Raw genomic sequence first — 24094 nt, forward strand, 5'->3', positions numbered from 1 at the left:
ACAGAAAGGGTGATGTATATGTCTTTTTATAACGTTGTAGCTGAAACAAATGAAAATACTGTTGTGTATGAATATATTCCTAAGAAAAATCGTTCCGAACACTATCAAAGCGAGGCTGAACTTGAAAAAGAATTCATTAACATGCTTTGTGAACAAGGATATGAATATCTATCGATTAAAACGGAAAACGATTTGAAAAATAACTTAAGAGAAAAATTGGAAGAGCTTAATAAATATAAGTTTAGTAATTCTGAATGGAATAGTTTCTTTAAGTCTGTTATAGCAAATCCTAACGAACATATTGTAGAAAAAACCCAAAAAATTCAAGAGGACAACATACAAGTGTTAAAATGTGACGATGGTTCTTCTAAAAATATAACCCTAATTGATAAAAAGAATATACATAATAATTCTGTTCAAGTTATCAATCAATATGTGATTGGGAAAAAAGATGGAGCAAAATATAACAATAGATACGATGTGACCATTCTTGTTAACGGTTTCCCTCTCGTTCATGTGGAATTAAAACGTAGAGGGGTTGCCATAAAAGAAGCATTCAATCAAATTAATCGTTATCAGTCCGATAGTTTTTGGGCAGGATGTGGCTTGTATGAATATATTCAAATATTTGTTATATCGAACGGCACACATACTAAATATTATTCAAATACTACACGTTTCAACTCCGTCAAAAATTCTAAACAATCTGCATATAGAAACAAAAATAAAACGAGTAATAGTTTTGAGTTCACTTCTTTTTGGGCAGATGCAAAAAATAAAACTATTGCAGATTTAATTCATTTCACAGAAACATTTTTCGCAAAACATACCATATTAAATATCCTCACGAAATATTGCGTATTTACTTCTGAAAATATTCTCCTCGTTATGCGTCCGTATCAAATAACCGCAACAGAAGCTATCATTAATAAAATTAAAATGTCTAATAGTTGTAAAACTTACGGAAGTACTGCAGGAGGTGGATATATATGGCATACAACAGGATCAGGGAAAACACTAACTTCATTCAAAACTGCGAGAGAAGCCTCTAATCTAAATTTTATTGATAAAGTTTTGTTTGTTGTTGACCGTAAAGATCTTGACTATCAAACCATGAAAGAATATGACAGATTTGAAAAAGGTTCAGCAAATAGCAATGTAACGACAAAAATACTTGCAAGACAACTTGAAGATGAAAATTCTAAAATCATAATCACAACCATTCAAAAACTGTCTACATTCGTTAAGAAAAATCCTGACCATAAAGTCTATAAAAAGCACGTTGTAATTATTTTTGATGAATGTCATAGAAGTCAGTTTGGTGAGATGCACACTTCAATAACAAAGAAATTTTCAAAATATTATTTGTTCGGATTCACAGGAACGCCAGTATTTTCAGTTAATGCACTTAAAAAATCAGAAGCATGCACAACAGAATATATTTTTGGAGATAAGCTTCATGCGTATACCATTGTAAACGCTATAAATGATAAAAACGTTCTTGGATTTAAAGTTGATTATGTTAGAACAATGAATATGCAGCATGAAGATGAAATTGATGATGAAATGGTTAATGATATCGACCGTGAAAAGTTGATGATGCATCCTGAAAGAATAAAAGGTGTGACGAAATATATATTGAATAAATTTGATTTAAAAACTTATCGAGGACACAGTAAATATAGTTATTTCCATGATTTATTTACAAATATTTCTGAAATAGTTTCTAAAGATCATGGAGTTGTAGAAGGAATCAAAGAAAAACAACACATCATTGGATTTAATTCTATTTTTGCAGTTGCCTCTGTTAACATGGCAAAACTTTATTATGATGAATTCAAAAGGCAAATGGGAGAAGACCCTAAAAATAAATTGCGTATTGCGACTATATTTAGTTTTGGAGCTAATGAAGAAGAGTATGATGGAGATTTGGGAGATGAAAACCCAGAGAATGCTTCATCTCTTGATAAATCTTCTCGTGATTTTCTCGAGGAAGCCATAGAAGATTATAACAAAATGTTCCATACGAATTATGATACCTCAAGTGAAAAATTTCAAAACTATTATAAAGATGTATCTCTTCGTATGAAGAATAAAGAATTGGATCTTCTTATTGTGGTTAATATGTTTTTGACAGGATTTGATGCTACTACATTAAATACGCTTTGGGTAGATAAAAATTTAAAAATGCACGGACTTATTCAGGCATTTTCAAGGACTAATCGAATTTTTAATTCTGTTAAGAGTCATGGAAATATTGTGTGTTTTAGAAATCTTCAAAAATGTGTTGATGATGCACTCGTGGTTTTTGGAGATGATGATGCAAAAAGAGTTATTATTTTAAATAGTTTTAAAGATTATTACTATGGATACACAGATAAAGATGGTAAACGAATACCAGGATATTTAGAAATGGTTGAAAAATTGAAGGAAAATTTCCCTGTTTCGGACCCAAATATTATTGGAGAAAAAAATCAAGAAGAATTTGTATTACTTTTTGGTGCAATTCTTCGTATGCGTAATTTGTTAATATCGTTTGATGAATTTGCTGGAAAAGAGCTGATAACAGAGCGTGACTTTCAGGATTATCTTGGAAAATATCAAGATATCCGTGATGAATGGAATATTAAAAGAGATTCTGGAGAAAAAATGGATGTTGGTGATGACGTTGTATTTGAAGTGGAATTTATTAAAGAAATAGAAATCAATATTGATTATATCCTTATGCTTGTCAAAAAGTATCACGATACTAATTGTAAAGACAAAGAAGTAATTATTACAATAAACAAAGCAATTAACGCAAGCCCTGAACTTCGAAGCAAAAGACAACTTATTGAATCGTTCATTAAAACAGTTGATGTAACAGATGATATTTTTAATGAATGGGATAAGTATGTTATATCAAAATATGAAGAAGATGTAGAAAACATTGTGAAATCTGAAAATTTAAATTTAGAAGCAACGAAAATATTTTTGAAAAATGCATTCCGCAATGGAGAGATTAAAACATACGGAACAGACATCAATAGTTTTATGCCATCTATGTCAAGATTGGATAGAAGTAGTGGAATGAGTCGTGCTGAAAAGAAACAGAGCATTATATACAAACTAAAAGAATTATTTGAAAGATATTCTGGGATTTTAGGATTCAAGGAATTAGCAAGAGAATTAGATCAAACTAGTGAAGAAATTAAGGAGCCAGTTTTGGTAGGTACAGGTCAAAGTAACGATTAGTTTAACATTAAATAAATTCATTTAGCACCCAACGTAAAGTTGGGTGTATTTTTTTGTGAAATATCTCAAAAAACCAAAAATTATGTAAAAATATGAAATTTTGATCTTGACGGACCTTTTTTTTTTTTATAATGTATGGGTCGTTATTTTCATGTATTAAATAAATGGTGTTTTAGATTTTGTTACATTAATTTTTAGGAGGATATTAATTATGTTACGAAAAATATTATTGTCAATATGTGTTATCACTAGTGTTGGTATTGCAACCGTTTCATGTGCTACAAATAATAATAAAAATAGTACAAGCACTGTAAGTACTGTTCAAAATGATACAACTCAAGTACAAGAAGAACCTAAAAAAGAGGAGAAGAAGGAAATGACTTCAGCAGAGTTAGATGAAGCTCTAAATAATCAACCTGTTAAAATTATAAAAACGGAGTACATTTCTCAAGATAAAAAATTTTTACAGCCTGATCTTTTATCTGCAGTTTTTCAAAATGATAGTGGTACAGATATAAAGAATGCTGTTTTAGGATTTGTAGCTTGGGATGCTAATAATTTTCCTGTTAAAATAAAGAGTAAGTATGATTTTACTGATGGAGAATATTTTAAACGAGTAAATTGTAATGATGTTAACCTAGTTAATGGAACATCTTATGGTGAAAATTCTGGATTATCTATAGATAATGATAATATAGCAAAATTTAAGCCAATAGTGATTTCTTATACTGATTTTGATGGTAATACTTGGGAAAATCCATTACTAGAGGAATTTAAAAAAATGTATGTTGACAAAAAGTTAGTTGAATAGACAAAAATATATTGTTATTGAAGGAAAGGTTTATTAATAATGAAGAGAAGTAAATTATTATTAGTGTCTGCTGTTTTTAGCACACTTTATCTAATTTATATTTTTAGTTATTTTCTCAATGGGTTAGCTTCATCATCAAGTGGAGCAGAAGTTGTAGGAGTAGGTATAGCAAGTTTTTTGGTTGCACCGCATGTTTTTATGGTTTTATTAGGCGTTTTATTTAATTGGATAGGATGGGGAATGAATAAACGATGGGCAGCTTTAGTATCGGGAATTTTGTATTCTGTATCCATTTTCTTTATGATTTTATACGGGATATTTGTAATTATCCAAGTAATTTTATGTTTCGTAGGATATGCCAAAATGGGAAAGAAAGGATAGCTAATTAGCTGTCCTTTCTTGTTTTTTAAGGGGGATTTAATTGTTCTTTGTCGTATGTCAATATTTTAATTTGAAGATAAATCAAGTATAATTTATTGCGTGATAATGAATTTAATAGAAGATAGTTTGTAGTAAGGGAGATGTGTGATAGTGAGGCTTGTTGTAAAATATTTTGAAGAATTAACAACTATAGAGTTATATGAAATTTTGAAATCGAGAATGGAAATTTTTGTTGTAGAGCAGAAGTCTACACATCAAGATTTGGATGACAAAGATTATCAAAGTCTTCATATATTTTTCGAAGACAACAGAAGAGTAGTTGGATATGTTAGAGCTTTTTTTAAAGAAGATAATGTTGTGCAAATGGGTAGAGTATTGACTCTTTATCATGGTAAAGGTATTGGAAGGAAATTGTTAAAAGAAGGAATTGAACATATTAAAAATAAAATGAATCCTAAAGAAATTTATATAGATGCACAAAGTTATGCTGTAGGATTTTATGAACTTGTAGGTTTCGAGGTTTGTTCAGATGAATTTATACGAGATGGAATTCCACATATTGCGATGAATCTAAAATTATAAGATATTATTAATTTTGGGGGATGTGAAGATGTTAGTATGTAATCTCAACGAACGGTGCAAAAAAATTATGCGTCTTCTTTTGTGGGAAAATGATTATGTTTCTCTTCAAAAAATTGCAGATATTACTGGGGTATCTAGACGAAGTATCTATTATGATTTATGTAATATTAATGAATGGTTGGAGGAACGAGGAATAAAAGAGCTTGAGGTTGAACGTGGAAAGGGAATTCTGCTTTCTCAAGAGGATAAATTTAAAATTAAAGAATCGTTGGAAGAAAAAATATCGGAAAAATATTATGTGTTTTTACCTTCAGAGAGAGTTGAAATTATCATTTGTTATATTGTACATAGTAGGAAACCTGTTTATATTAATCATATTATGGATGTTTGTAAAGTTAGTCGTAATACTGTGTTTGGTGATATGAAGATTGCTATCCAAAAACTCCGCAAATATGAATTAGATTTAAAATATGAATCTAAGAAAGGATATGAGGTTGTTGGAGATGCTGTTAGGAAATGTGCTTTGTTTTTCTTGTATTTCAATAAGTTAAGAGCGTTGTTCAACGAAGGAGTTTTAAATTTTTTTGATAGAGAGAAGATATACAAAAATTATGAATGTTTGAATTTGTTAAAGAATGAATTGAAGATTGAATATATGGAAGGAGATTTATTATCCTTAGCTGCTTTAATGCCCGTTATGCATAACTATAGGGAGAAATTGCATTTTAGTGGATTGAAAAAAGAGGAAATTTTTAGAATTAAAGAATTTCAATTAGTTGAAAAATATTTTGATGAGCTTGAGGAGAATGAAAAGATATATTTGTGTCTTCATCTTCTTGCTTCACGTGTATCTGTAGCGACGGACAAATTCTTTGAAGATAGGGCTGATCAATCAGTTTATGGAATTACAAAAGCCCTTGTGACAGAATTTGAGAAAACTGCGTGTGTGAATTTTGAAGATAAAGAAGAATTAGAGCGAGCATTATTTGTTCATATCAAAACGTCGATGTATCGATATAAATATGGAATACAAATAGGGAATCCATTTGGCAATGATATTATTAGAGAATATCCGAACTTGTTTGATATTACAAGAAAAGTATCCCGTTATTTGGAGCAAATTATTGGTTTGCCGATACCAGATAGTGAAGTTGCGTATCTATCGTTGCACTTTGGTGCGTATTTAAAAGTTTGCAAATATCAGGGAAATAAACTTAGAATATTAATTGTGTGTGTAAATGGGATTTCAACAGGAAACATGATAAAGCGTGAAGTGCTGAAATTACTTTCAGATATAGAAATCGTTGGTGTTGTTTCGGCGGTAGACATAATTAATGCTCAAGATATTTGTGATCTTATAATTTCAACAGTTAACATCAAAACCATAGTACCCGTTATCGTGGTTAACCCTATACTTATGGATGAAGATAGAGAATACATATTGAATCATCATATGGTGCATGGAGTTCAGAAAAATAAAATTTCCAATCTGCTGTTTAATACGATAAAAAAATATGTCGATAAATCACAATACAAAAATTTGCAAAAAGATATTGTTCAGTGTTTGCAAGGTCATTCAAAAAATCTTGATATTTCTGTATCGGAAAAAGAAAATGGAATATTGGAATGTTTAAGTTTATCAAAAATTATGATAAGTGATGAAAGTTTGGTTTTGCAAGATAGTGTTTATCTTGCAGGCGAATGTCTTGTTGAGAATGGAAGTATAGAGAAAAGATATCTTGATGTTATTAATTTTCAAACGATGTATTATGGATCATATATGTTTATAACTGATAGGATCATGCTTGCACATGCAAAACCTGAAGATGGTGTGAACAAAATGGATATTTCTATGGCTGTGTTTAAAAATCCGATTTTGTTTAGAGAGGGAAAACGAGCTGAAATTATATTTGTTTTAGCTGCAGTAGATCATGAAAGACATTTGAAAATTTTGAATGATATTTTCAAAATTGCTGAGGATAAAGATATAATTGAAAGATTTGTTAATGCGAATACTAAAATGGAAATCTTTGAAATTTTAAATGAAATATTATAAAGACATCGACTCTTTGTTGGTGTCTTTTTTATTTAGTGAGTATTGTTTATTGCACATTTATACGATTACATTTGGACTTCTAGTTTATGCATGGAAGTATTATGATTTTGATATAGGAGAACAGAAAGGAGATGGTCAAGCATGGATTTGCTAGATAAAAAAAATGTAAGATTAATAGATGGTGCTAGCGACTGGAGAGAAGCCATTAGAATTTCGGTAATGCCACTTGAAGAAGGAGGATATGTAGAGCCTAGGTATAAAGAGGCAATTATCTCAGGAGTTGAGAAACTTGGGAGTTACATTATAATAGCACCTTCTATTGCTTTACCACATGCAAGACCAGAAGATGGTGTGCTTAAAAGTCAAATTGCAATCACTTTATTTAAAAACGAAATAAAGTTTGACAAAGAAAATGCTGTGGCACGATTATTTTTGACATTGGCAGCTGTGGATTCTAGCGGTCATCTAAATGCACTAATGAAAATTTCTGAAATTCTACAGGACAAAGAAAAAGTTAATAATATCTTAAAATCAGATAATGTAGAAACGTTATATGGTTATTTTAATTAAGGAAGGAGAAAAAGAGAATGCGTGAAATTTTGAATATTATTCAACAAATTTTATCTACACCTGCAATTTTTGTAGGGATTATAGCGATGATTGGATTATTGTTACAAAAGAAGGATGCACAATCTATTATTAAAGGGACAATTAAGACAATTTTGGGATTCCTTGTATTGAATGCTGGAGCCTCTGTTGTCCAGTCAGCAATTATTCCATTTGGTGATTTATTTCAATTAGCTTTTGGAATACAAGGAGTTGTTCCAAATAATGAAGCAATAACTTCTCTTGGATTAAATGAATTTGCAGTTGAAACTTCAGCTATATTTGCATTAGGTATGTGTGCAAATATTGTAATGGCACGATTCTCAAGATGGAAATATATTTTCCTTACAGGACACCATTCATTATATATGGCTTGTTTGATTGCGATCATTTTATCAATTGCAGGATTAAGTGGATGGCAATTGATTGTAGGAGGAGCATTACTTTTAGGATTTGTTATGGCTCTGTTTCCAGCAATCATGCAACCAATTATGAGGAAAATTACTGGAGATGATTCGCTTGCTTTTGGCCACTTTGGAAGTAGTTGTTATTGGTTAAGTGGACAAATTGGAAAATTATGCAATAAAAACAACAAAGGTCGTACAACAGAAGATGTAAAATTTCCTAAAGGATTATCTTTCCTTAGGGATAATATGGTATCAATTGCTATTGTGATGTTTTTCTGTTATATAGTTGTAGCTGGAGTAGCGAATTTCGGACATAATAGTCAAGCAGCATCTATTTTTGGTGAAAGCAATTGGATTCTATATTCTATAATAAATTCAATAACGTTTTCTGGAGGTATTTATATCGTATTATCTGGTGTGCGTATGTTAATCGGAGAAATATTACCTGCTTTTAAAGGTATTTCAGAGAAACTTGTACCAAATGCAAAACCAGCATTAGATTGTCCAACAATTTTCCCATATGCACCTAATGCTGTATTGATTGGATTTTTATGTTCCTTTGTAGGAGGAATTATTGGGTTAATAGTTTTAGCACTTATGGGTAAAGCTGGCATAGCTGTAGCGATTATTTTACCAGGAGCAGTAGTTCACTTTTTCTGTGGTGCAACTGCTGGTGTTTGTGGAAATGCCACAGGAGGATTGAAAGGTTGTATTATCGGATCATTAATTCATGGTATTGCAGTAACATTCTTATCTGCAGCATTACTTCCTGTACTTGGTTCACTTGGTTTTGCTAATACAACGTTTTCTGATGCGGACTTTACAGTTGTTGGTATTTTATTTGGTAATTTATCTAAATTTGTTACAGGCAATGGATTATTTGCAGTGATTTTAGTATTATTTTTAGCACCAATTGTTTATAATTTTGTATCTAAAAAGAATCAAAAAGAATTAAATTAAAGAATATATAAAAAAGAATTAAAAGGAGAATTTATTATGGCAGAGATTAAAAAAATATTATGTGTTTGTGGTTCAGGTCTTGGATCATCATTTTTAATGGAGATGAATGCAAAAAAAGCTTTAACTAGTCTTGGGATTGCAGATGTTGAAGTTGATCATACTACAATTGGGGATATTACTCAAGGATCAGCTGATTTGTTTATTTGCGGGTCTGATTTACTTCCTAACGCTGAAAAATTTGGAAGAGCAATTGGAATGAATAATATAGTTTCTATGGATGAAATGACAGAAAAACTTAAAGAAGCTTTTGGACTATAAAAGAAGCTAGCTTTATGCTAGCTTCTTACTCTTTTTTAATATCATTTCCATTGAGCCATTGTAGTTTATACTTATACGATAATCTAATATTTCGAATCCTAAATTTTTAACAATATTTTCCAAGCCTACTTTAGAAAAATAAGTTAAGTGATAAGGTTCGTTCCACATAGCCACATTTATTTTATGAAGTTTATTGAAAGCACTCTCATAATTTGGAGTTGAGATCCATAACACTCCATTGTTATTTAATAATGAATGAGCTTTTTTAAGCCCATATATTGGATTCGATAAATGTTCAATAACATCTCCCATCGTTATAATGTCATATGTTTTATCCGTTTTAAAATTTAAGAAGTCACAACAAATTATATCATGATCTAACATATTTGAAATTTCACAAGCAACACTCTCATCTATTTCTATACAATCTATTGAATAACCAAATTCTAAAGCCGTAGCAATTAAAGCCCCTTTACCTATTCCAACTTCAAGGATATTAGTTCCGCTGGAATGTTTAGTTAGATTGTTTAATATGTCGCACCAATTTCTTAAGTTATGAGTGTTAATATCTGTAAAATTTGACGGGGGGGGGGTAGTTGATTTCCTAATTACTTTAATTGAAGGATTGTCACTCATAAATTTATGAGGGAAATATTTTGAATATAGGTTTTCACATAAATTGCATTTCATCCATAATTTGCTTGGCAAAAAATCATCATTAAAGTTAATCATGTTATAGCATGGGGAATTATGAAAAGGCTCTCCTTGTCCATTGCAAATCGGACAAGCATTTAATGAGAGTTGGTTAGATAATGTTGATTCACTAAAAACATAATTTTTAAGATGATTAAGCCCTAAAAATTTACCCAAATCATTTTTAATTTTAAAGGCTTCCATAATCAAATCAAAAGATATTGAAGGAAATGATGTTCTACATAATTTTGATATAAAAATTAATACTAGGGAGAGTGCTGAATCACTTAAATTAAACTTGTCCCTAATTTTTAACATTAAATCTAATTGGTCTTTAGTCAGCTGAGGATAAACATTTTTATAATCTATGTAAAATGATTTCAGTTTTTCAATGACTTCATTTATTGAACACGATAACAAAATTTGTTTGTATTTAATCATCACTTGTTTATTGTTTGGATTTGTGATTAAATCATTTTTAATGGTTTCAAGTTCAACGGGTATTTGGTTTGCAAAATTAGCTAAGTGATTAAAAGTTTCTATAAAAATATCATTATTGTTTTGATGAACATCATTTAAGCTTAAAGTGTTAGTGTAATCGATAAATTTATATAGTGTAGATAAAAAGTCAGTTAATAGTTTTGTATGTGTCATAAATAAAACTCCTTAAATTTTTATACAGCTTGAAATGCTTTATAGTTGAGATTATAGCACTGTATCAAAAAAAGTGGAACTTTTATTAAGTTCCACTTTTAAAATAGCAATACAAATAATCTACAAATTGATTCTTCTAATTTTACTAATAGGGGTTTATTCTTTTCAAAATTTTCATCTAGTTTTGTTGAGCTCTTTATATCTTCATAAAAAATTTCTTTAGCCTGTCTAGCTATTTCAAAATCTGTGATAAACGCATTAATTTCAAAATTTAATGAAAAACTTCTCATGTTAAAGTTTGCAGTTCCAATTGATGTAACACTATTATCCATAACAATAACTTTTGAATGGATAAATCCATTATATAGATATACATCTACCCCAGCTTCTATTAACTGATTAACATATGATGTTGATGCTCGATAAACAATTCTTTTATCGTATATTTTTGGAATCATTATTTTAACTTTAACTCCAGATTTTGCAGTGCTTATAATTGATGATAATAAATTGTCATCTAGTGCAAGATATGGAGTTTGAATTAAAAGTTCTTTTTTAGCAGAATAAATCATTCGTATATACGAAGATTTAATATTTTCATAATTATTTGAATCAGGTCCGCTTGCAACGATTTGGGTGCATGCCTTATTTTTAACTTCAGATTTAGGAAAATATTTTTCCATAAAATTATCTTCTGTTTCAATCTTGTGATTACTTACATATGATAGATCACGCATAAATTGAAGTTGTAGAAAATTAACAGCTTCACCAACTATTTTTATATGGCAATCTTTCCAAGGTCTTAGTCTTTTGTGTAAAGACATATATTCATCTCCGACATTTACGCCACCAACATACCCTATTTTTCCATCTATAACAACTATTTTGCGGTGATTTCTATAGTTTAGGTTAAGATTTATAAATTTCAAATATGAAGGGAAAAATGGATAAACCTCTCCCCCAGCATTTATAAGTTTTTTGAATAAAGATTTAGATACGCAAATGCAACCCACATCATCATAAATTACTCTAACTTTTACACCTTCTTTTACTTTGTTCACTAGTGTATCGATCAAAAGATTTCCTATGTTATCATTCTTAATTATGTAGTATAAAATATGAATTGTGTGTTTAGCACTTTTGATAGTTTTGATTAAATCTTCAAATTTATCGTAAGCTGTGTTGAAAATTGTTACATCGTTGAATTGTGTTATGGCTGATTTATTATGAAGAAAATTAAATTTTGCAATAGAGGTATCCAGATTTGGATCATCTGGCAATGAATCATATTCAGTATAATCGAGTATTTTTTCTAATTCATTGAAAATTCTATGATTTCTCTCATCTATTTTCTTCTTATTTAACTTAGGACCACATCCAAATACAAAATATATATAAAGAGAGAAGATAGGAGGTAATAACAGAAATGCAAGAATCCAAGATTGTATACTCCTAATGTCCTTTCTCTCTAAAAATATCATAATTAGTACGCTTAATATGTTTAAGGATATACATACCCATGAGAATACTAAAACTAATATTGCCATAAAATACTCCTTCAAAAATTATAACGATAATATATAAATCTAAACGTAGTTTATATTTTACAAAAATTAATTTAAAAATGCCATATCTTAAGTGAATAAAATTATTTTCTGTTGTTAATACTCCGAGTAAGGAGTGATAAAATTTGGTAATTTCATTAAAAAGTGCTACTTTTAATTACATAAAGGGACGGATTATAGATATAGAGGTTTCAATTACAAAAGGTATACCATCTTTTAATATAGTGGGACTAGCTAACGTTGAGATTAAAGAATCAAGGGAAAGAGTTAGAAGTGCAATTTTAAATAGTGGATTTAAATTTCCTCTTGGTAAAATCACAGTCAATCTAGCACCGGCGAATTTGAAAAAAGAGGGATCTCTACTTGATCTTTGTATAGCTACAGGAATACTTATTTGCTCTAAACAAATAAACCCAATCAAAAATTTATTTAATACTATAATAATCGGGGAGTTGTCACTAGATGGACATATCAAAAGTGTTAAAGGCAGTATACCGATTATTTTAGATGGAAAAGACGAAGGATATAATAATTATGTTTTGCCAGAGGACAACTATGATGAAACGGAAATCATTCAAGATGTAAAATTAAATTATTTTAACAATCTTAAAAGTTTTATAGCTTACGCTGAAAAGGGAATAGTAAGTAACATTAAATTAAAACCTAAAAAAAGGTGTGAAAAAGATGTAAATGATATAAATTTAGAAGATATTTTGGGGCATGTTAGTAGTAAACGAGCTATTCAAATAGCAGCTGCTGGATTCCATAACATAATTCTTTATGGTCCGGTTGGAAGTGGCAAGACCATGCTTGCAAAATCGTTCAAATCTATTTTGCCTGATCTTACATATGAAGAAAGTTTGGATAAAGGAAGAATTTATAATTTTACATCAATACAAGAAAATTATAGACAACCTGTATTTAGAGAAGTAAGTCACACGATTTCTAAAAGTTCATTAATTGGTAGTGGACGTGAAAATAAAGTTGGTGAGATGATTCTTGGCAATAATGGAGTTTTGTTTTTGGACGAGATGCTTGAGTTTAAACGTGAAACGCTTGAGGCTTTAAGAAAAGTTCTGGAAGATAGGAAGATACAATTCAATAAAAATAACGAAATAATAGAGTTTCCGAGTAATTTTATACTTTTAGGAGCAACAAACCTTTGCCCATGTGGAAATTATTTAAATAATAGTGCTATAAAACAGTGCGTTTGTGATGTTGTTAAGAGAGAACGGTACATAAATAAAATTTCTAAGAGTTTGCTTGATCGTGTTGATATATTTTCATATACTCCCGTGATTGATTATGTAGATATAGGGGATAAGAAAGATATGAGGTTAACTAGTGAAGAGGTTTTGAAAACTGTAGTTAAGGCACGTGAAATTCAACATTTTAGATTTAAAAAATATGGAATGAAATATAATTCTCAGATGAATAATGAGCTAGTTAATAAATTCTGTAAGCTTAGTCCATCCAGTAAACAAATCCTCGAAACAATTTACCGTAAAGAGAATATATCGACTCGTTCATATTTTAAAATTTTAAAAATTGCAAGAACCATAGCTGATTTAAATCAAAGCGAAAATATTAATGATGGACACATAATGGAAGTTATAAATTACAGAAAATTTATAAACAATCAAGTTATTTAATGGTAGATATTAGAAAGGATGATGAGTGTGAATTTTTATGATTATTGGATTTTGAAGACAAATGTAAGCTCAAATATTAAGATTAAACTTATGGAAGATTTCAAAATATCTGAAGAAATATACAAAGAATTGATAGAACGTGGAAATTTAAATTATCTAAATTTAAACGAATACGACAAATTTGTTAAAACCTATAAAGAATTAAAAGATGATTTTGATGTGAATAAATACAATGCTCTTCTTGAAAAGAATAATATAAAATTTGTAAAATTTGGTGATGACGAATATCCTGATAAATTTAAAAATATTGACAATAAACCATTTTCAATATTTTACAAAGGAAACATAAATTTATTGAACAATTATTCTATTTCAATTATCGGAACTAGAAATGCAACTCCATATGGAGAAGAAGTGTGCAAGAAAATATCAAGAGAATTAAGTTTAAATAATGTTGGGGTGGTTAGCGGAGGAGCTAGAGGAATTGATATACTATCTCACAAAATTTGTTTAGAAAACAACGGAATACCTATCTGTGTTCTTGGATCTGGATTATTGAATTACTATCCCAAAGAAAATTTCCACTATTTTAACGAAATAGGGCAGAATGGTTGTATACTATCCGAATATGATGTGTACACAAATCCGGATAAATTTAATTTTCCTCAACGTAATCGTATAATTAGTGCTATTGGAGATGGACTTATAGTTATTGAAGCTAAAGAAAAGAGCGGAACAATGATAACCGTGAAATATGCACTAGATTATGGAAAAGATATAGCAGCAGTTCCGGGACCTATCTTTTGGGATAAGAGCATGGGCTGCAATAAATTAATAAGAGATGGTGCTAGCATAATTTCAGAAATTAAAGATTTGTATGATATTTTTAAATTAAACAGAAATACTAATAATATTGTTGGAAGAAATTACGAAGAATTGTTATCCGATCCTTCAAAGTACAAAGTTTTTTCATTGATAAAGAATAGGCCTAGCAATGTTGATGAAATTGCAAATGAAACTGGGATTAATGTGGTTGATATTTATAAAATATTATTTGAACTGGAAAGTTTAAATATTATTGAAGCATCTACAGGTAATTTTTATCAATTAAAGGCAATTTAAAATAATTATTTCAGATAAATTGAAATTATTTTTTGGCATTGACTATATATGAAAAAAAATATATTATATTTAAAAAATTACATACTTAATTAATGTTGCTTAAGGGGAATGGAGGGATTACTGATCCTTTGGGATTAAAATATGGCAAAATATTTAGTTATCGTTGAATCGCCAGCAAAAGCTAAAACTATAAAAAAATATCTAGGCTTGAATTATGAAGTTGTTGCATCTATGGGACATATTAGAGATTTACCTAAAAGTAGATTGGGTGTAAACATCGAAGATGATTATGAGCCTAACTATATAAATGTTAGGGGTAAAGCTGACCTTATCAAGTCACTTAAAAAATATTCTAAAAAGAGTGAAAAAGTTTTTTTAGCGACAGACCCGGATAGAGAAGGCGAAGCTATATCTTGGCACTTAGCATACATATTGGGGATTGATCTTAGTGAAAAGTGTAGAGTTGAGTTTAATGAAATAACTAAAACAACTATAAAGAATTCTATCAAGAATGCTAGAAGTATTAATCTTAACTTGGTTAATGCACAACAAGCTAGAAGAGTTGTGGATAGGTTGGTTGGATATGGAATAAGTCCAATTTTATGGAAAACAGTGAAGCCTAAATTAAGTGCCGGTAGAGTTCAGTCTGCAGCTTTGAAGTTAATATGTGACAGAGAGAACGAAATAAATAATTTTGAAGTCAAACAATACTTTACTATAGAAGGCACTGGAAGAAAGAATTCTAAGAAATATGTGTTTAAACTTCATTCAAAGAACAAAGAAAAATTAGATGAATTAACAAAGGATAGGGTTTCAGAAATACTGGATGATTTATCTAAAGGCAAGTATGTTGTAGATGAAGTAAAGGAAGGTATAAAAAATAAATATCCGTTACCACCTTTTACTACGAGCACTCTTCAACAGGATGCTTACAAGAAATTAAATTTTCAAACTAAGAAGACCATGTCTGTTGCTCAATCATTATATGAAGGAGTTGATATTAAAGGATATGGGGTTGTTGGTTTAATTACTTATATGAGGACAGATTCTGTTAGATTGTCAAGCGATTCGTTAAATCAAGCAAATGAATTTGTTAAAAAAGTATATGGGGATAAATATAAACTTGATAAACCAAGGCAATATGGGAAAAATAATAAGAATATTCAAGATGCACATGAGGCTATAAGGCCTACTAATGTTGAGATTACGCCAGAAATTGCAAAGCAAACACTAAAAGATGATCAGTATAAATTATACTCTCTTATATGGAAAAGATTTTTGGCAAGTCAAATGGCTAACGCTGTGTATAACACAATGTCTATTTCTATAAAAAATAATGGTTATTTATTTAAATTAAGCGGATCTCAATTAAAATTTGATGGATTTTTAAAGGTTTATGAAATTGATAAAGATGACAAAGATTTGATATTACCAATTTTTGAAGAAGGAGAAGAATTGAATAATATTAAAATAGAAAGTGTGGAACATTTCACGCAGCCTCCTTCAAGGTATACTGAGGCATCTTTTGTTAAATTAATGGAAGAAAAATCTATAGGAAGACCGAGTACATATGTGCCAACTATAAGTACTCTTTTTGATCGTATGTATTTAAAACGTCAAAATAAACAATTTGTTCCTACTGAATTAGGAATTATTGTTAATGATCTTATAAAAAATAATTTCACAGAAATTGTTGATATAGATTTTACAGCTGATATGGAAAAAAAATTAGATGGAATAGAAGAAGGTAAGGTTGATTGGAAGAACATAGTTCATGAATTCTACAAGCCACTTAAGGAAAAAATTGATATAGCTGAAAATACTGTTGAGAAAGTCGTAATTGAAGATGAAGTTACTGATGTTTTATGCGATAAATGTGGACGTAATATGGTGAAGAAACACAGTAGATATGGTGTTTTTTTGGCGTGCCCAGGGTATCCAGAATGTAAAAATACTAAATCAATTACTCAAAAACTAAATGTCTCGTGCCCAAAATGTGGCGGAGAGATTAATGTAAGAAAAAGTAAAAAAGGCAAAGTATTCTATGGATGTAATAATTATCCGGAGTGTGATTTTGTATCATGGAATGAACCGAGCGATGTGAAATGTTCTAGATGCGGTGGTATAACTGTTAAAAAAATTAAAAGAAAACAAGAAGTTTATGAATGTATCGATGAAAACTGTAAAGAATAAATAAAATTTTTATTGATGCTTTATTACCTATGTGATATATTAGAGAATGATTAAGCACATCACCTAGTTTAAATCTTGGTGCTTTTGAAAAGTTTGGTTTAAAATATGGGTGGTGGAAGATTTAACCAAATGGAGGATTTTTTAATGTCAATTATTTCAATGAAACAATTATTAGAAGCTGGGGTTCACTTTGGACATCAAACAAGAAGATGGAATCCTAAAATGAGAAAATTTATTTTTGCAGAAAGAAATGGAATATACATAATAGATTTACAGAAAACTGTTAAGAAATTAGAGGAAGCGTATGAGTTTGTAAGAAGTTTGTCTGCTGAGGGAAAAGACATTTTATTTGTTGGAACTAAAAAACAGGCTCAAGAAACAATAGGAGAAGAAGCTGCAAGAGTAGGAATGCACTATGTTAATCATAGATGGTTAGGTGGAATGCTAACTAATTTTAGAACTATTAGAGATAGAATCAAACGTCTTGAAACTCTAAAGGCAATGGAGGAAGATGGGACATTTTCTTTGATGTTAAAGAAAGAAGTTGTAAAACTCCGTGCTGAAATAGAAAAATTAGAGAGAAACCTAGGTGGAATGAAAAATTTAAATGCTAATAACATTGGAGCAATGTTTATAATAGATCCTAAAAAGGAAAGAAATGCTGTTTATGAAGCCAAGAAATTAGGAATTCCAATTGTTTCAGTTGTAGATACAAATTGTGATCCTGATGAAATAGATTTTCCTATCCCAGGAAATGATGATGCTATAAGAGCTGTAAAATTAATAACTAGTAAAATAGCTGATGCTGTTGTTGAAGGAAGACAGGGCATAGATGTTGTAGAAGAAGTTCAAGAAAGTCAAGAAGCTTAAAGGGAGGAATTGTAATGGTAACTGCACAATTAGTTAAAGAGTTAAGAGAGTTAACTGGAGCTGGAATGATGGATTGCAAGAAGGCTTTATCTGAAACAAATGGTGATCTTAGTAAAGCTGTAGATGTTTTAAGAGAAAAAGGGTTAGCATCAGCAGCTAAAAAGGCTGGTAGAGTTGCAGCTGAGGGAGTTGTTTCTTCTTATGTTAATGCAGATTCCTCAAAAGGAACTTTGGTTGAGTTGAATTGTGAAACAGACTTCGTAGCTATTAATCCACTATTTGTACAATTATCTAAAGAGATTTGTGAAATAGCCTCTGAAAATCAATGTGAAGATGTTCAAACAATTGAAACTTTGGATTACAAATTCAGTTCAGAGTTTGCTACAGTTAAAGATGCTATTGTTGGTTTGGTGTCTAAACTTGGCGAAAACATATCGTTAAGGAGAGCTGTTAATTATTCAACTAATGAAGGAGTAGTTAATACTTATATCCATGGTGATGGTAAAATAGGTGTTATGGTTGAGTTGAAAAGCGAGAATAAGGGTGAAGAAGTTTTAAAAGTAGCTAAAGATATTTGCATGCAAATAGCTGCCGCTAATCCTTTATTTTTAAATATTGATAGCGTTGATCAATCGGTTGTTGAAAAAGAGCGTCAAATTTTAAAAACTCAAGCTTTGAATGAAGGAAAACCAGAGCAAGTAGTTGAAAAAATGGTTGAAGGAAGAATCAAGAAGTATTACCAAGAAATTTGTTTACTTGAACAAAGTTTTGTTAAAGATCCAGATTTAACAGTTACGAAATTTATTGAAAATAAATCTAAGGAGTTAGGATCAAAAATTCAAATTATACGTTTCTCACGTTTTGAAAAAGGGGAAGGTATAGAAAAGGCTGAAGAGAATTTTGCTGAAGAAGTTCAAAAGCAAATTAATAAAGGTGATAAATAAGATTTGTTTTGTAGAAGAGAACATGTTTTGCATTGTTCTCTTTTTTTAAAATTTATATAAATTGTACGGGGGAAAAAATGAAATATAATTTTAAAAGAGTTTTGTTAAAATTGTCTGGTGAAGCACTTTCGGGAAAGATAGGATTTGGAATAGATTTTGAAATATGTAGAAGAATTGCTAGAGAAATAAAAGAACTTACGGATAATGGATTGGAAGTAGGTATAGTCGTCGGAGGTGGAAATATATGGAGAGGTAGAGCAGGTCGTGGTATGGATAGAACTACAGCTGATCATATGGGTATGCTAGCTACGTGTATAAATTCATTGGCTTTACAGGATTCTTTAGAAGAGTATGGTGTTATTACAAGAGTGTTGAGTGCTCTTGAAATAAAACAAATAGCAGAGCCATACATAAGAAGGAAGGCAGTTAGACATTTGGAAAAAGGTAGGGTTGTTATATTTTCATCTGGGACGGGCAATCCGTTTTTTTCGACAGATACAGCGGCAGCATTAAGAGCAGCAGAAATTGAAGCAGAAGTTATACTTCTTGCGAAAAAAGTAGATGGAATATATAATAAAGATCCTATGAAATATGATGATGCTATTAGATATAATGAAGTAACTTATTTAGAAATTTTGAAAAACAATTTACAGGTTATGGATTCAACTGCCACATCATTATGCATGGATAATAATATACCAATAATTGTTTTTAATTTAGATATTGAAGGAAATATATTAAAGGCGGTTAAAGGTGAAAAAATAGGAACATTTGTAAGTAAATAAGTGAGGTGTTTAAGATGGTTAGTCAAATAATGGACGTATTAAAAGAAAAAATGTTAAAAACTATAGATGTATTGTTGGAGGATTTAAATTCTGTTAGAGTTGGGAGGGCTAATCCGAGTATGCTTGATAGAATAGAAGTTGAGTATTATGGGAGTATGACAAAAATTAATCAGATTGCCAATATTTCTACACCAGAGCCAAGAACATTAATGATTCAACCTTGGGAAAAGAACATTTTAAAAGATATTGAAAAAGCAATATTAAAATCAGATTTAGGATTGATGCCAAATAATGATGGAACATTAATAAGATTAACTATACCTGAAATGACAGAAGAAACTAGAAAAAATACAGCTAAAAAGGTTAAAAAAATTGCTGAGGAATCAAAAGTTGCTTTAAGATCTCTAAGAAGAGATGCAAATGATAAAGTTAAATCGCTAAAGAAAGAATCATCAATAACAGAAGATGATTTGAAAAAAGCAGAAGATGAAATACAAAAACAAACAGATAAATTTGTCAAAAAGATAGATGAAATAGTTGTTAATAAAGAGAAGGAAATAATGTCAATTTAGGAAGGTTCGATTAGAATTGAATTTAAAACAGAAAGGTCTTCCAAATCATATTGCGATAATTTTAGATGGTAATGGAAGATGGGCAAAAAAGAGGAATCTCTCAAGGACTGATGGACATAAAGCTGGGGTAGATAATTTAGAAACACTTATAGATCAATGTAAGGATCTTAATATAAAATACATAACGCTGTACGTATTTTCTACAGAAAATTGGAAACGTCCAGCATTTGAAGTTAGTAATTTAATGTTATTATTAAATAAATATTTAACTGAGAAGATTGATGATCTGATGAATAAAAATATAAAATTAAATATTATTGGTGATATTAGTGGATTACCAAATAAAACCAGAAAGTTAATAGTATCTGCAGTTGATAAAACTAAAAATAATTTTAAATTGATTTTAACCCTTGCAATAAATTATGGTGGTAGAAATGAGATATTACGAGCTGTTAAAAATTTAGCTAATGATGTTAAGAATTTAAAATTGAATATTGATGATATTGATGAAAGATTATTTTCAGACTATTTGTATACATATGACATACCAGATCCAGATTTATTAATTCGTACTAGCGGGGAATATAGATTAAGTAATTTTTTATTGTGGCAATGTGCTTACACTGAATTTTGGTACACAGATGTGTTTTGGCCAGATTTCGGAAAAACTGATTTATATAATGCTTTAGAGAGTTTTAAAAAAAGGAAAAGACGTTTTGGAAAGGTAGAGGATGATAATTAATTTTTCAAAAATAAGCAAAAGATATATAGGATCATTAATAATTATTCCGATAATTATATCATTGATTTTGGGCAATTTTTGTTTGAAAGCTGTGACATTTATTATAACTATTTTATCTTTAATTGAATTTTCAAATGCTTTTACAAAAAAAAATTTAAGGATTAATAAATGTTTACTTATTTTTTTTGTAATAATATATTATATATTAGGAATTAAATACATAGATATTTTAATAATTTTATTTCTACCTATATTGCTATGCTTTTTGTTAGATGACAAGAGAAGTATTATAGATATAAGTCTTGATTTTATAGCTATTTTTTATATAGTAATACCATTTAGTTTTATTTTTATATTAGATGAAATTAATATTTATTTAGTTTGGATTATTTTTTTATCTGCTTGGACAATAGATACTATGGCATATATGGTTGGCAAAAATTTTGGGAAGCATAAACTAATTGAAAAAATAAGTCCAAATAAAACGGTGGAAGGATTTATTGCTGGAGTTGTAAGTTGCATTGTAGTTATTGTGACTTATGGTGTTGTTTTTATGGACAGATTGAATATCTCAATGCTTAATTTGGTTTTGTTAAGTTTGACAATAGGAATTATAGGACAGATAGGAGATTTAGTTGCGTCATCAATAAAAAGGTTTGCCGACATTAAAGATTTTAGCAATTTAATTCCTGGGCATGGTGGTATATTAGATAGATTTGATAGCATATTGTTCATATCTATTGTTGTATTTATTTATTCTCAAATTTTTATGTAAAGGAGCATTAAATGAGTAATTTAATTATAATACTTTTGGTTGCAGTGAGTTTTGGTATTCTTATAATTGGGCATGAGTTTGGTCATTTTATTGTAGCAAAAATGAATGGGGTTTTAGTTGAAGAGTTTGCTATAGGAATGGGGCCTTTATTATTTAAAATTAAAGGCAAAGAAACTATGTACTCTATAAGATTATTACCTATTGGTGGATATGTTAAGATGTTAGGAGAATATGAGGATTCTGATGAAGAAGTTGATAGAACTAGTCAGGATAGAGCTTACATATATAAAAGTCCATTAAGAAAGATATCCATAATTTTAGCTGGACCAATTATGAATTTTATTTTGGCGTTTTTTATTTTTTGGGGAATTAGTACATTTAATGGATACACTGATACGGTTATAAGGGAGGTTGTCGCAGGAAGTCCAGCTGAGACTGCAGGATTGAAGAATGGAGACAAATTAATATCTGTAAACTCTAAAAAGTTTTTGAATTGGAACGAGTTTGTATTTAAGTTACAAACAGTTGAGAACAAAGAGAAGATTAATATAGGAGTTATAAGGGATAGTCAAAAAATTAATTTTGATGTTTTTCCGAATATTGAAAATAATTCATTAACTATTGGTATTAAGCCACAGATTGTAGAAAAGCCTGGATTTTTTGAAGGTGTAGCTAATGGATTTAGGCAAACCGTATCAGAAATTAAACAGGTCATATCATCTCTAGGACAGCTTATAACAGGTAAAGCATCTGTTAAAGATTTGAGTGGACCAATTACTATCTTTAAAGTTTCGGGTCAAGCAGCTAAGGCTGGAATTCAACAATTGTTAAATTTCACAGCGTTTCTTAGTGTGAATTTAGGAATTTTTAACTTGATACCTTTCCCAGCTTTAGATGGTGGAGCTTTTGTTATTAATTTAATAGAGTTGGTTTCTAAAAAGAGAATTAAGCAGGAGATTTTAGCGAAGATAAATTTTGTTGGATTTACATTGTTAATTTTGTTAATGATTTTTGTAACATTGAAAGATATACTATTTCCTGTAGCTTTATAATTTTTGTTAGATAAGGAATGGGATTAAATTGGATAGAATTTTAAAAAATGAGGTAAATATAGGTAATATAAAAATCGGTGGATGTAATCCAATAGCAATTCAATCAATGACTAATACAAATACTAAGGATATAAATGCGACTATAAATCAAATTAATTCTTTGGAAAAAGAAGGATGTGATATAGTTAGAATTGCTGTTACTGATAATCAAGAGGTAGAATGTATCCCTACAATTAAGAAGAATACAAACATTCCTTTAGTGGCTGATATACAATTTGATTATAAGATAGCTTTAGGTTGTATAAAAAATGGAATTGACAAGGTTAGAATAAATCCAGGTAATATTGGTAATGAAGATAAAGTTCGAGAAGTTGTTAATGCTTGTGATGAATATGGAATTCCAATAAGAATTGGCGTTAATGGAGGTTCACTTCAGAAAGATATTCTTAGTAAGTATGGAAGAAAGACAACTGATGCATTAGTTGAGAGTGTTTTGAAAAATGTTGATTTGTTAGAGAAATTTCGATTTAAAAACATAGTCATTTCAGTTAAATCGTCAGATGTTGATATGATGATTGAATCTTATAAGAAAATTTCTAGTGAGGTTAATTATCCATTACATTTGGGTGTTACGGAGGCAGGTTTATTTTTATCAGGAGCTGTTAAGTCAAGTATTGGTATTGGTACTTTATTGCATAATGGTATAGGTGATACTATTAGGGTTTCTTTAACGGATGATCCTGTGAATGAAATTAGGGTCGCTAAAGAAATATTAAAATCTTTGAACATTTATAATAAAGGTGTGAATTTGATTTCTTGTCCAACTTGTTCAAGGACAAAGTTTAATCTTATAGACTTAGCAAATAAAGTTGAGCAATTGACTAAGGAAATAGATAAAAATATAACTATTGCAGTAATGGGATGTGCTGTTAATGGTCCAGGGGAAGCAAGAGAGGCAGACATTGGAGTTGCTGGTGGAAATGGTGAAGGATTAATTTTTAAAAAAGGTGAAATACTTAGAAAGGTCAAAGAAGAAAATTTGTTAGAAGAATTGAAAAAGGAAATAGATACTTTATAAAGAGAGGAAAATTGATTCCTCTCTTTTAAATTTTAAGTGAGT

21 protein-coding genes are annotated in these 24094 nt (G+C 29.7%); 19 read left to right on the plus strand and 2 right to left on the minus strand.

What is annotated here, in order from left to right:
• The first annotated feature begins 18 nt into the window (after window positions 1-18).
• The 8 genes from RATSFB_RS03195 (at window position 19) to RATSFB_RS03230 (ending at window position 9355) form a co-directional block, all read left to right on the plus strand.
• Entirely contained in the window at window positions 19-3234 is a 3216-nt protein-coding gene (locus tag RATSFB_RS03195) for a type I restriction endonuclease subunit R (protein ID WP_014094609.1), read from the plus strand.
• A gap of 211 nt (window positions 3235-3445) precedes the next feature.
• Window positions 3446-4045 carry a DUF5780 domain-containing protein gene (locus RATSFB_RS03200; RefSeq protein WP_044035534.1) on the plus strand — a complete coding sequence of 200 codons (600 nt, stop codon included), beginning with the start codon at window positions 3446-3448 and terminating at the stop codon, window positions 4043-4045.
• A gap of 39 nt (window positions 4046-4084) precedes the next feature.
• A complete protein-coding gene (locus RATSFB_RS03205; RefSeq protein WP_014094611.1) occupies window positions 4085-4426 on the plus strand; it encodes a hypothetical protein in 342 nt (113 codons plus the stop codon).
• 150 nt (window positions 4427-4576) lie between these two features.
• The gene (locus RATSFB_RS03210; protein ID WP_014094612.1) at window positions 4577-5008 is read left to right on the plus strand and encodes a GNAT family N-acetyltransferase; all 432 of its coding nucleotides are present in this window, start codon (window positions 4577-4579) and stop codon (window positions 5006-5008) included.
• Between the two features lie 67 nt (window positions 5009-5075).
• Window positions 5076-7064, plus strand: a complete 1989-nt coding sequence (locus RATSFB_RS03215; RefSeq protein ID WP_242821423.1) for a BglG family transcription antiterminator — start codon at window positions 5076-5078, stop codon at window positions 7062-7064.
• Between the two features lie 141 nt (window positions 7065-7205).
• Entirely contained in the window at window positions 7206-7634 is a 429-nt protein-coding gene (locus RATSFB_RS03220; protein ID WP_014094614.1) for a PTS sugar transporter subunit IIA, read from the plus strand.
• Window positions 7635-7651: 17 nt separating this feature from the next.
• Window positions 7652-9037, plus strand: coding sequence for a PTS ascorbate transporter subunit IIC (locus RATSFB_RS03225; RefSeq protein ID WP_014094615.1), 1386 nt, complete (start codon window positions 7652-7654; stop codon window positions 9035-9037).
• A gap of 36 nt (window positions 9038-9073) precedes the next feature.
• The gene (locus RATSFB_RS03230; RefSeq protein WP_014094616.1) at window positions 9074-9355 is read left to right on the plus strand and encodes a PTS sugar transporter subunit IIB; all 282 of its coding nucleotides are present in this window, start codon (window positions 9074-9076) and stop codon (window positions 9353-9355) included.
• A gap of 12 nt (window positions 9356-9367) precedes the next feature.
• Here the strand turns inward: RATSFB_RS03230 and RATSFB_RS03235 are convergent, their stop codons facing one another.
• Together RATSFB_RS03235 and cls are read right to left on the minus strand one after the other, a co-directional pair.
• Window positions 9368-10702: a class I SAM-dependent methyltransferase gene (locus RATSFB_RS03235; RefSeq protein ID WP_014094617.1), complete on the minus strand. Its 1335-nt coding sequence runs from the start codon at window positions 10700-10702 to the stop codon at window positions 9368-9370.
• 98 nt (window positions 10703-10800) lie between these two features.
• Window positions 10801-12249 carry a cardiolipin synthase gene (cls, locus tag RATSFB_RS03240; protein WP_014094618.1) on the minus strand — a complete coding sequence of 483 codons (1449 nt, stop codon included), beginning with the start codon at window positions 12247-12249 and terminating at the stop codon, window positions 10801-10803.
• A 143-nt stretch (window positions 12250-12392) separates the two neighbouring features.
• Here cls and RATSFB_RS03245 point away from each other — a divergent pair, with 143 nt between their 5' ends.
• From RATSFB_RS03245 to ispG, 11 genes are all read left to right on the plus strand, one after another.
• A complete protein-coding gene (locus tag RATSFB_RS03245) occupies window positions 12393-13919 on the plus strand; it encodes a YifB family Mg chelatase-like AAA ATPase (RefSeq protein ID WP_014094619.1) in 1527 nt (508 codons plus the stop codon).
• A gap of 21 nt (window positions 13920-13940) precedes the next feature.
• Window positions 13941-15041: a DNA-processing protein DprA gene (gene dprA / locus RATSFB_RS03250; RefSeq protein ID WP_014094620.1), complete on the plus strand. Its 1101-nt coding sequence runs from the start codon at window positions 13941-13943 to the stop codon at window positions 15039-15041.
• Window positions 15042-15182: 141 nt separating this feature from the next.
• Window positions 15183-17234 (plus strand): type I DNA topoisomerase, encoded by a 2052-nt coding sequence (gene topA, locus RATSFB_RS03255; RefSeq protein ID WP_014094621.1) that lies wholly within the window; start codon window positions 15183-15185, stop codon window positions 17232-17234.
• A gap of 144 nt (window positions 17235-17378) precedes the next feature.
• Complete coding sequence (gene rpsB / locus RATSFB_RS03260; protein ID WP_014094622.1) at window positions 17379-18104, plus strand: 30S ribosomal protein S2; 726 nt, start codon at window positions 17379-17381, stop codon at window positions 18102-18104.
• Window positions 18105-18118: 14 nt separating this feature from the next.
• Window positions 18119-19048: a translation elongation factor Ts gene (gene tsf / locus RATSFB_RS03265; RefSeq protein ID WP_014094623.1), complete on the plus strand. Its 930-nt coding sequence runs from the start codon at window positions 18119-18121 to the stop codon at window positions 19046-19048.
• A 77-nt stretch (window positions 19049-19125) separates the two neighbouring features.
• Complete coding sequence (pyrH, locus tag RATSFB_RS03270; RefSeq protein WP_014094624.1) at window positions 19126-19833, plus strand: UMP kinase; 708 nt, start codon at window positions 19126-19128, stop codon at window positions 19831-19833.
• 14 nt (window positions 19834-19847) lie between these two features.
• A complete protein-coding gene (gene frr, locus RATSFB_RS03275; protein WP_014094625.1) occupies window positions 19848-20405 on the plus strand; it encodes a ribosome recycling factor in 558 nt (185 codons plus the stop codon).
• Window positions 20406-20421: 16 nt separating this feature from the next.
• On the plus strand, window positions 20422-21147 hold the full coding sequence (locus RATSFB_RS03280; RefSeq protein WP_014094626.1) for an isoprenyl transferase: 726 nt from the start codon (window positions 20422-20424) through the stop codon (window positions 21145-21147).
• Window positions 21137-21922 (plus strand): phosphatidate cytidylyltransferase, encoded by a 786-nt coding sequence (locus RATSFB_RS03285; RefSeq protein WP_014094627.1) that lies wholly within the window; start codon window positions 21137-21139, stop codon window positions 21920-21922. Before RATSFB_RS03280 ends, RATSFB_RS03285 begins: the two co-directional genes overlap by 11 nt.
• An 11-nt stretch (window positions 21923-21933) precedes the next feature.
• Window positions 21934-22974, plus strand: a complete 1041-nt coding sequence (gene rseP, locus RATSFB_RS03290) for an RIP metalloprotease RseP (protein ID WP_014094628.1) — start codon at window positions 21934-21936, stop codon at window positions 22972-22974.
• Between the two features lie 28 nt (window positions 22975-23002).
• Complete coding sequence (ispG, locus tag RATSFB_RS03295; protein WP_014094629.1) at window positions 23003-24052, plus strand: flavodoxin-dependent (E)-4-hydroxy-3-methylbut-2-enyl-diphosphate synthase; 1050 nt, start codon at window positions 23003-23005, stop codon at window positions 24050-24052.
• Window positions 24053-24094 lie beyond the last annotated feature (42 nt).

It is taken from the genome of Candidatus Arthromitus sp. SFB-rat-Yit (assembly GCF_000283555.1).
GTDB lineage: Bacteria > Bacillota > Clostridia > Clostridiales > Clostridiaceae > Dwaynesavagella.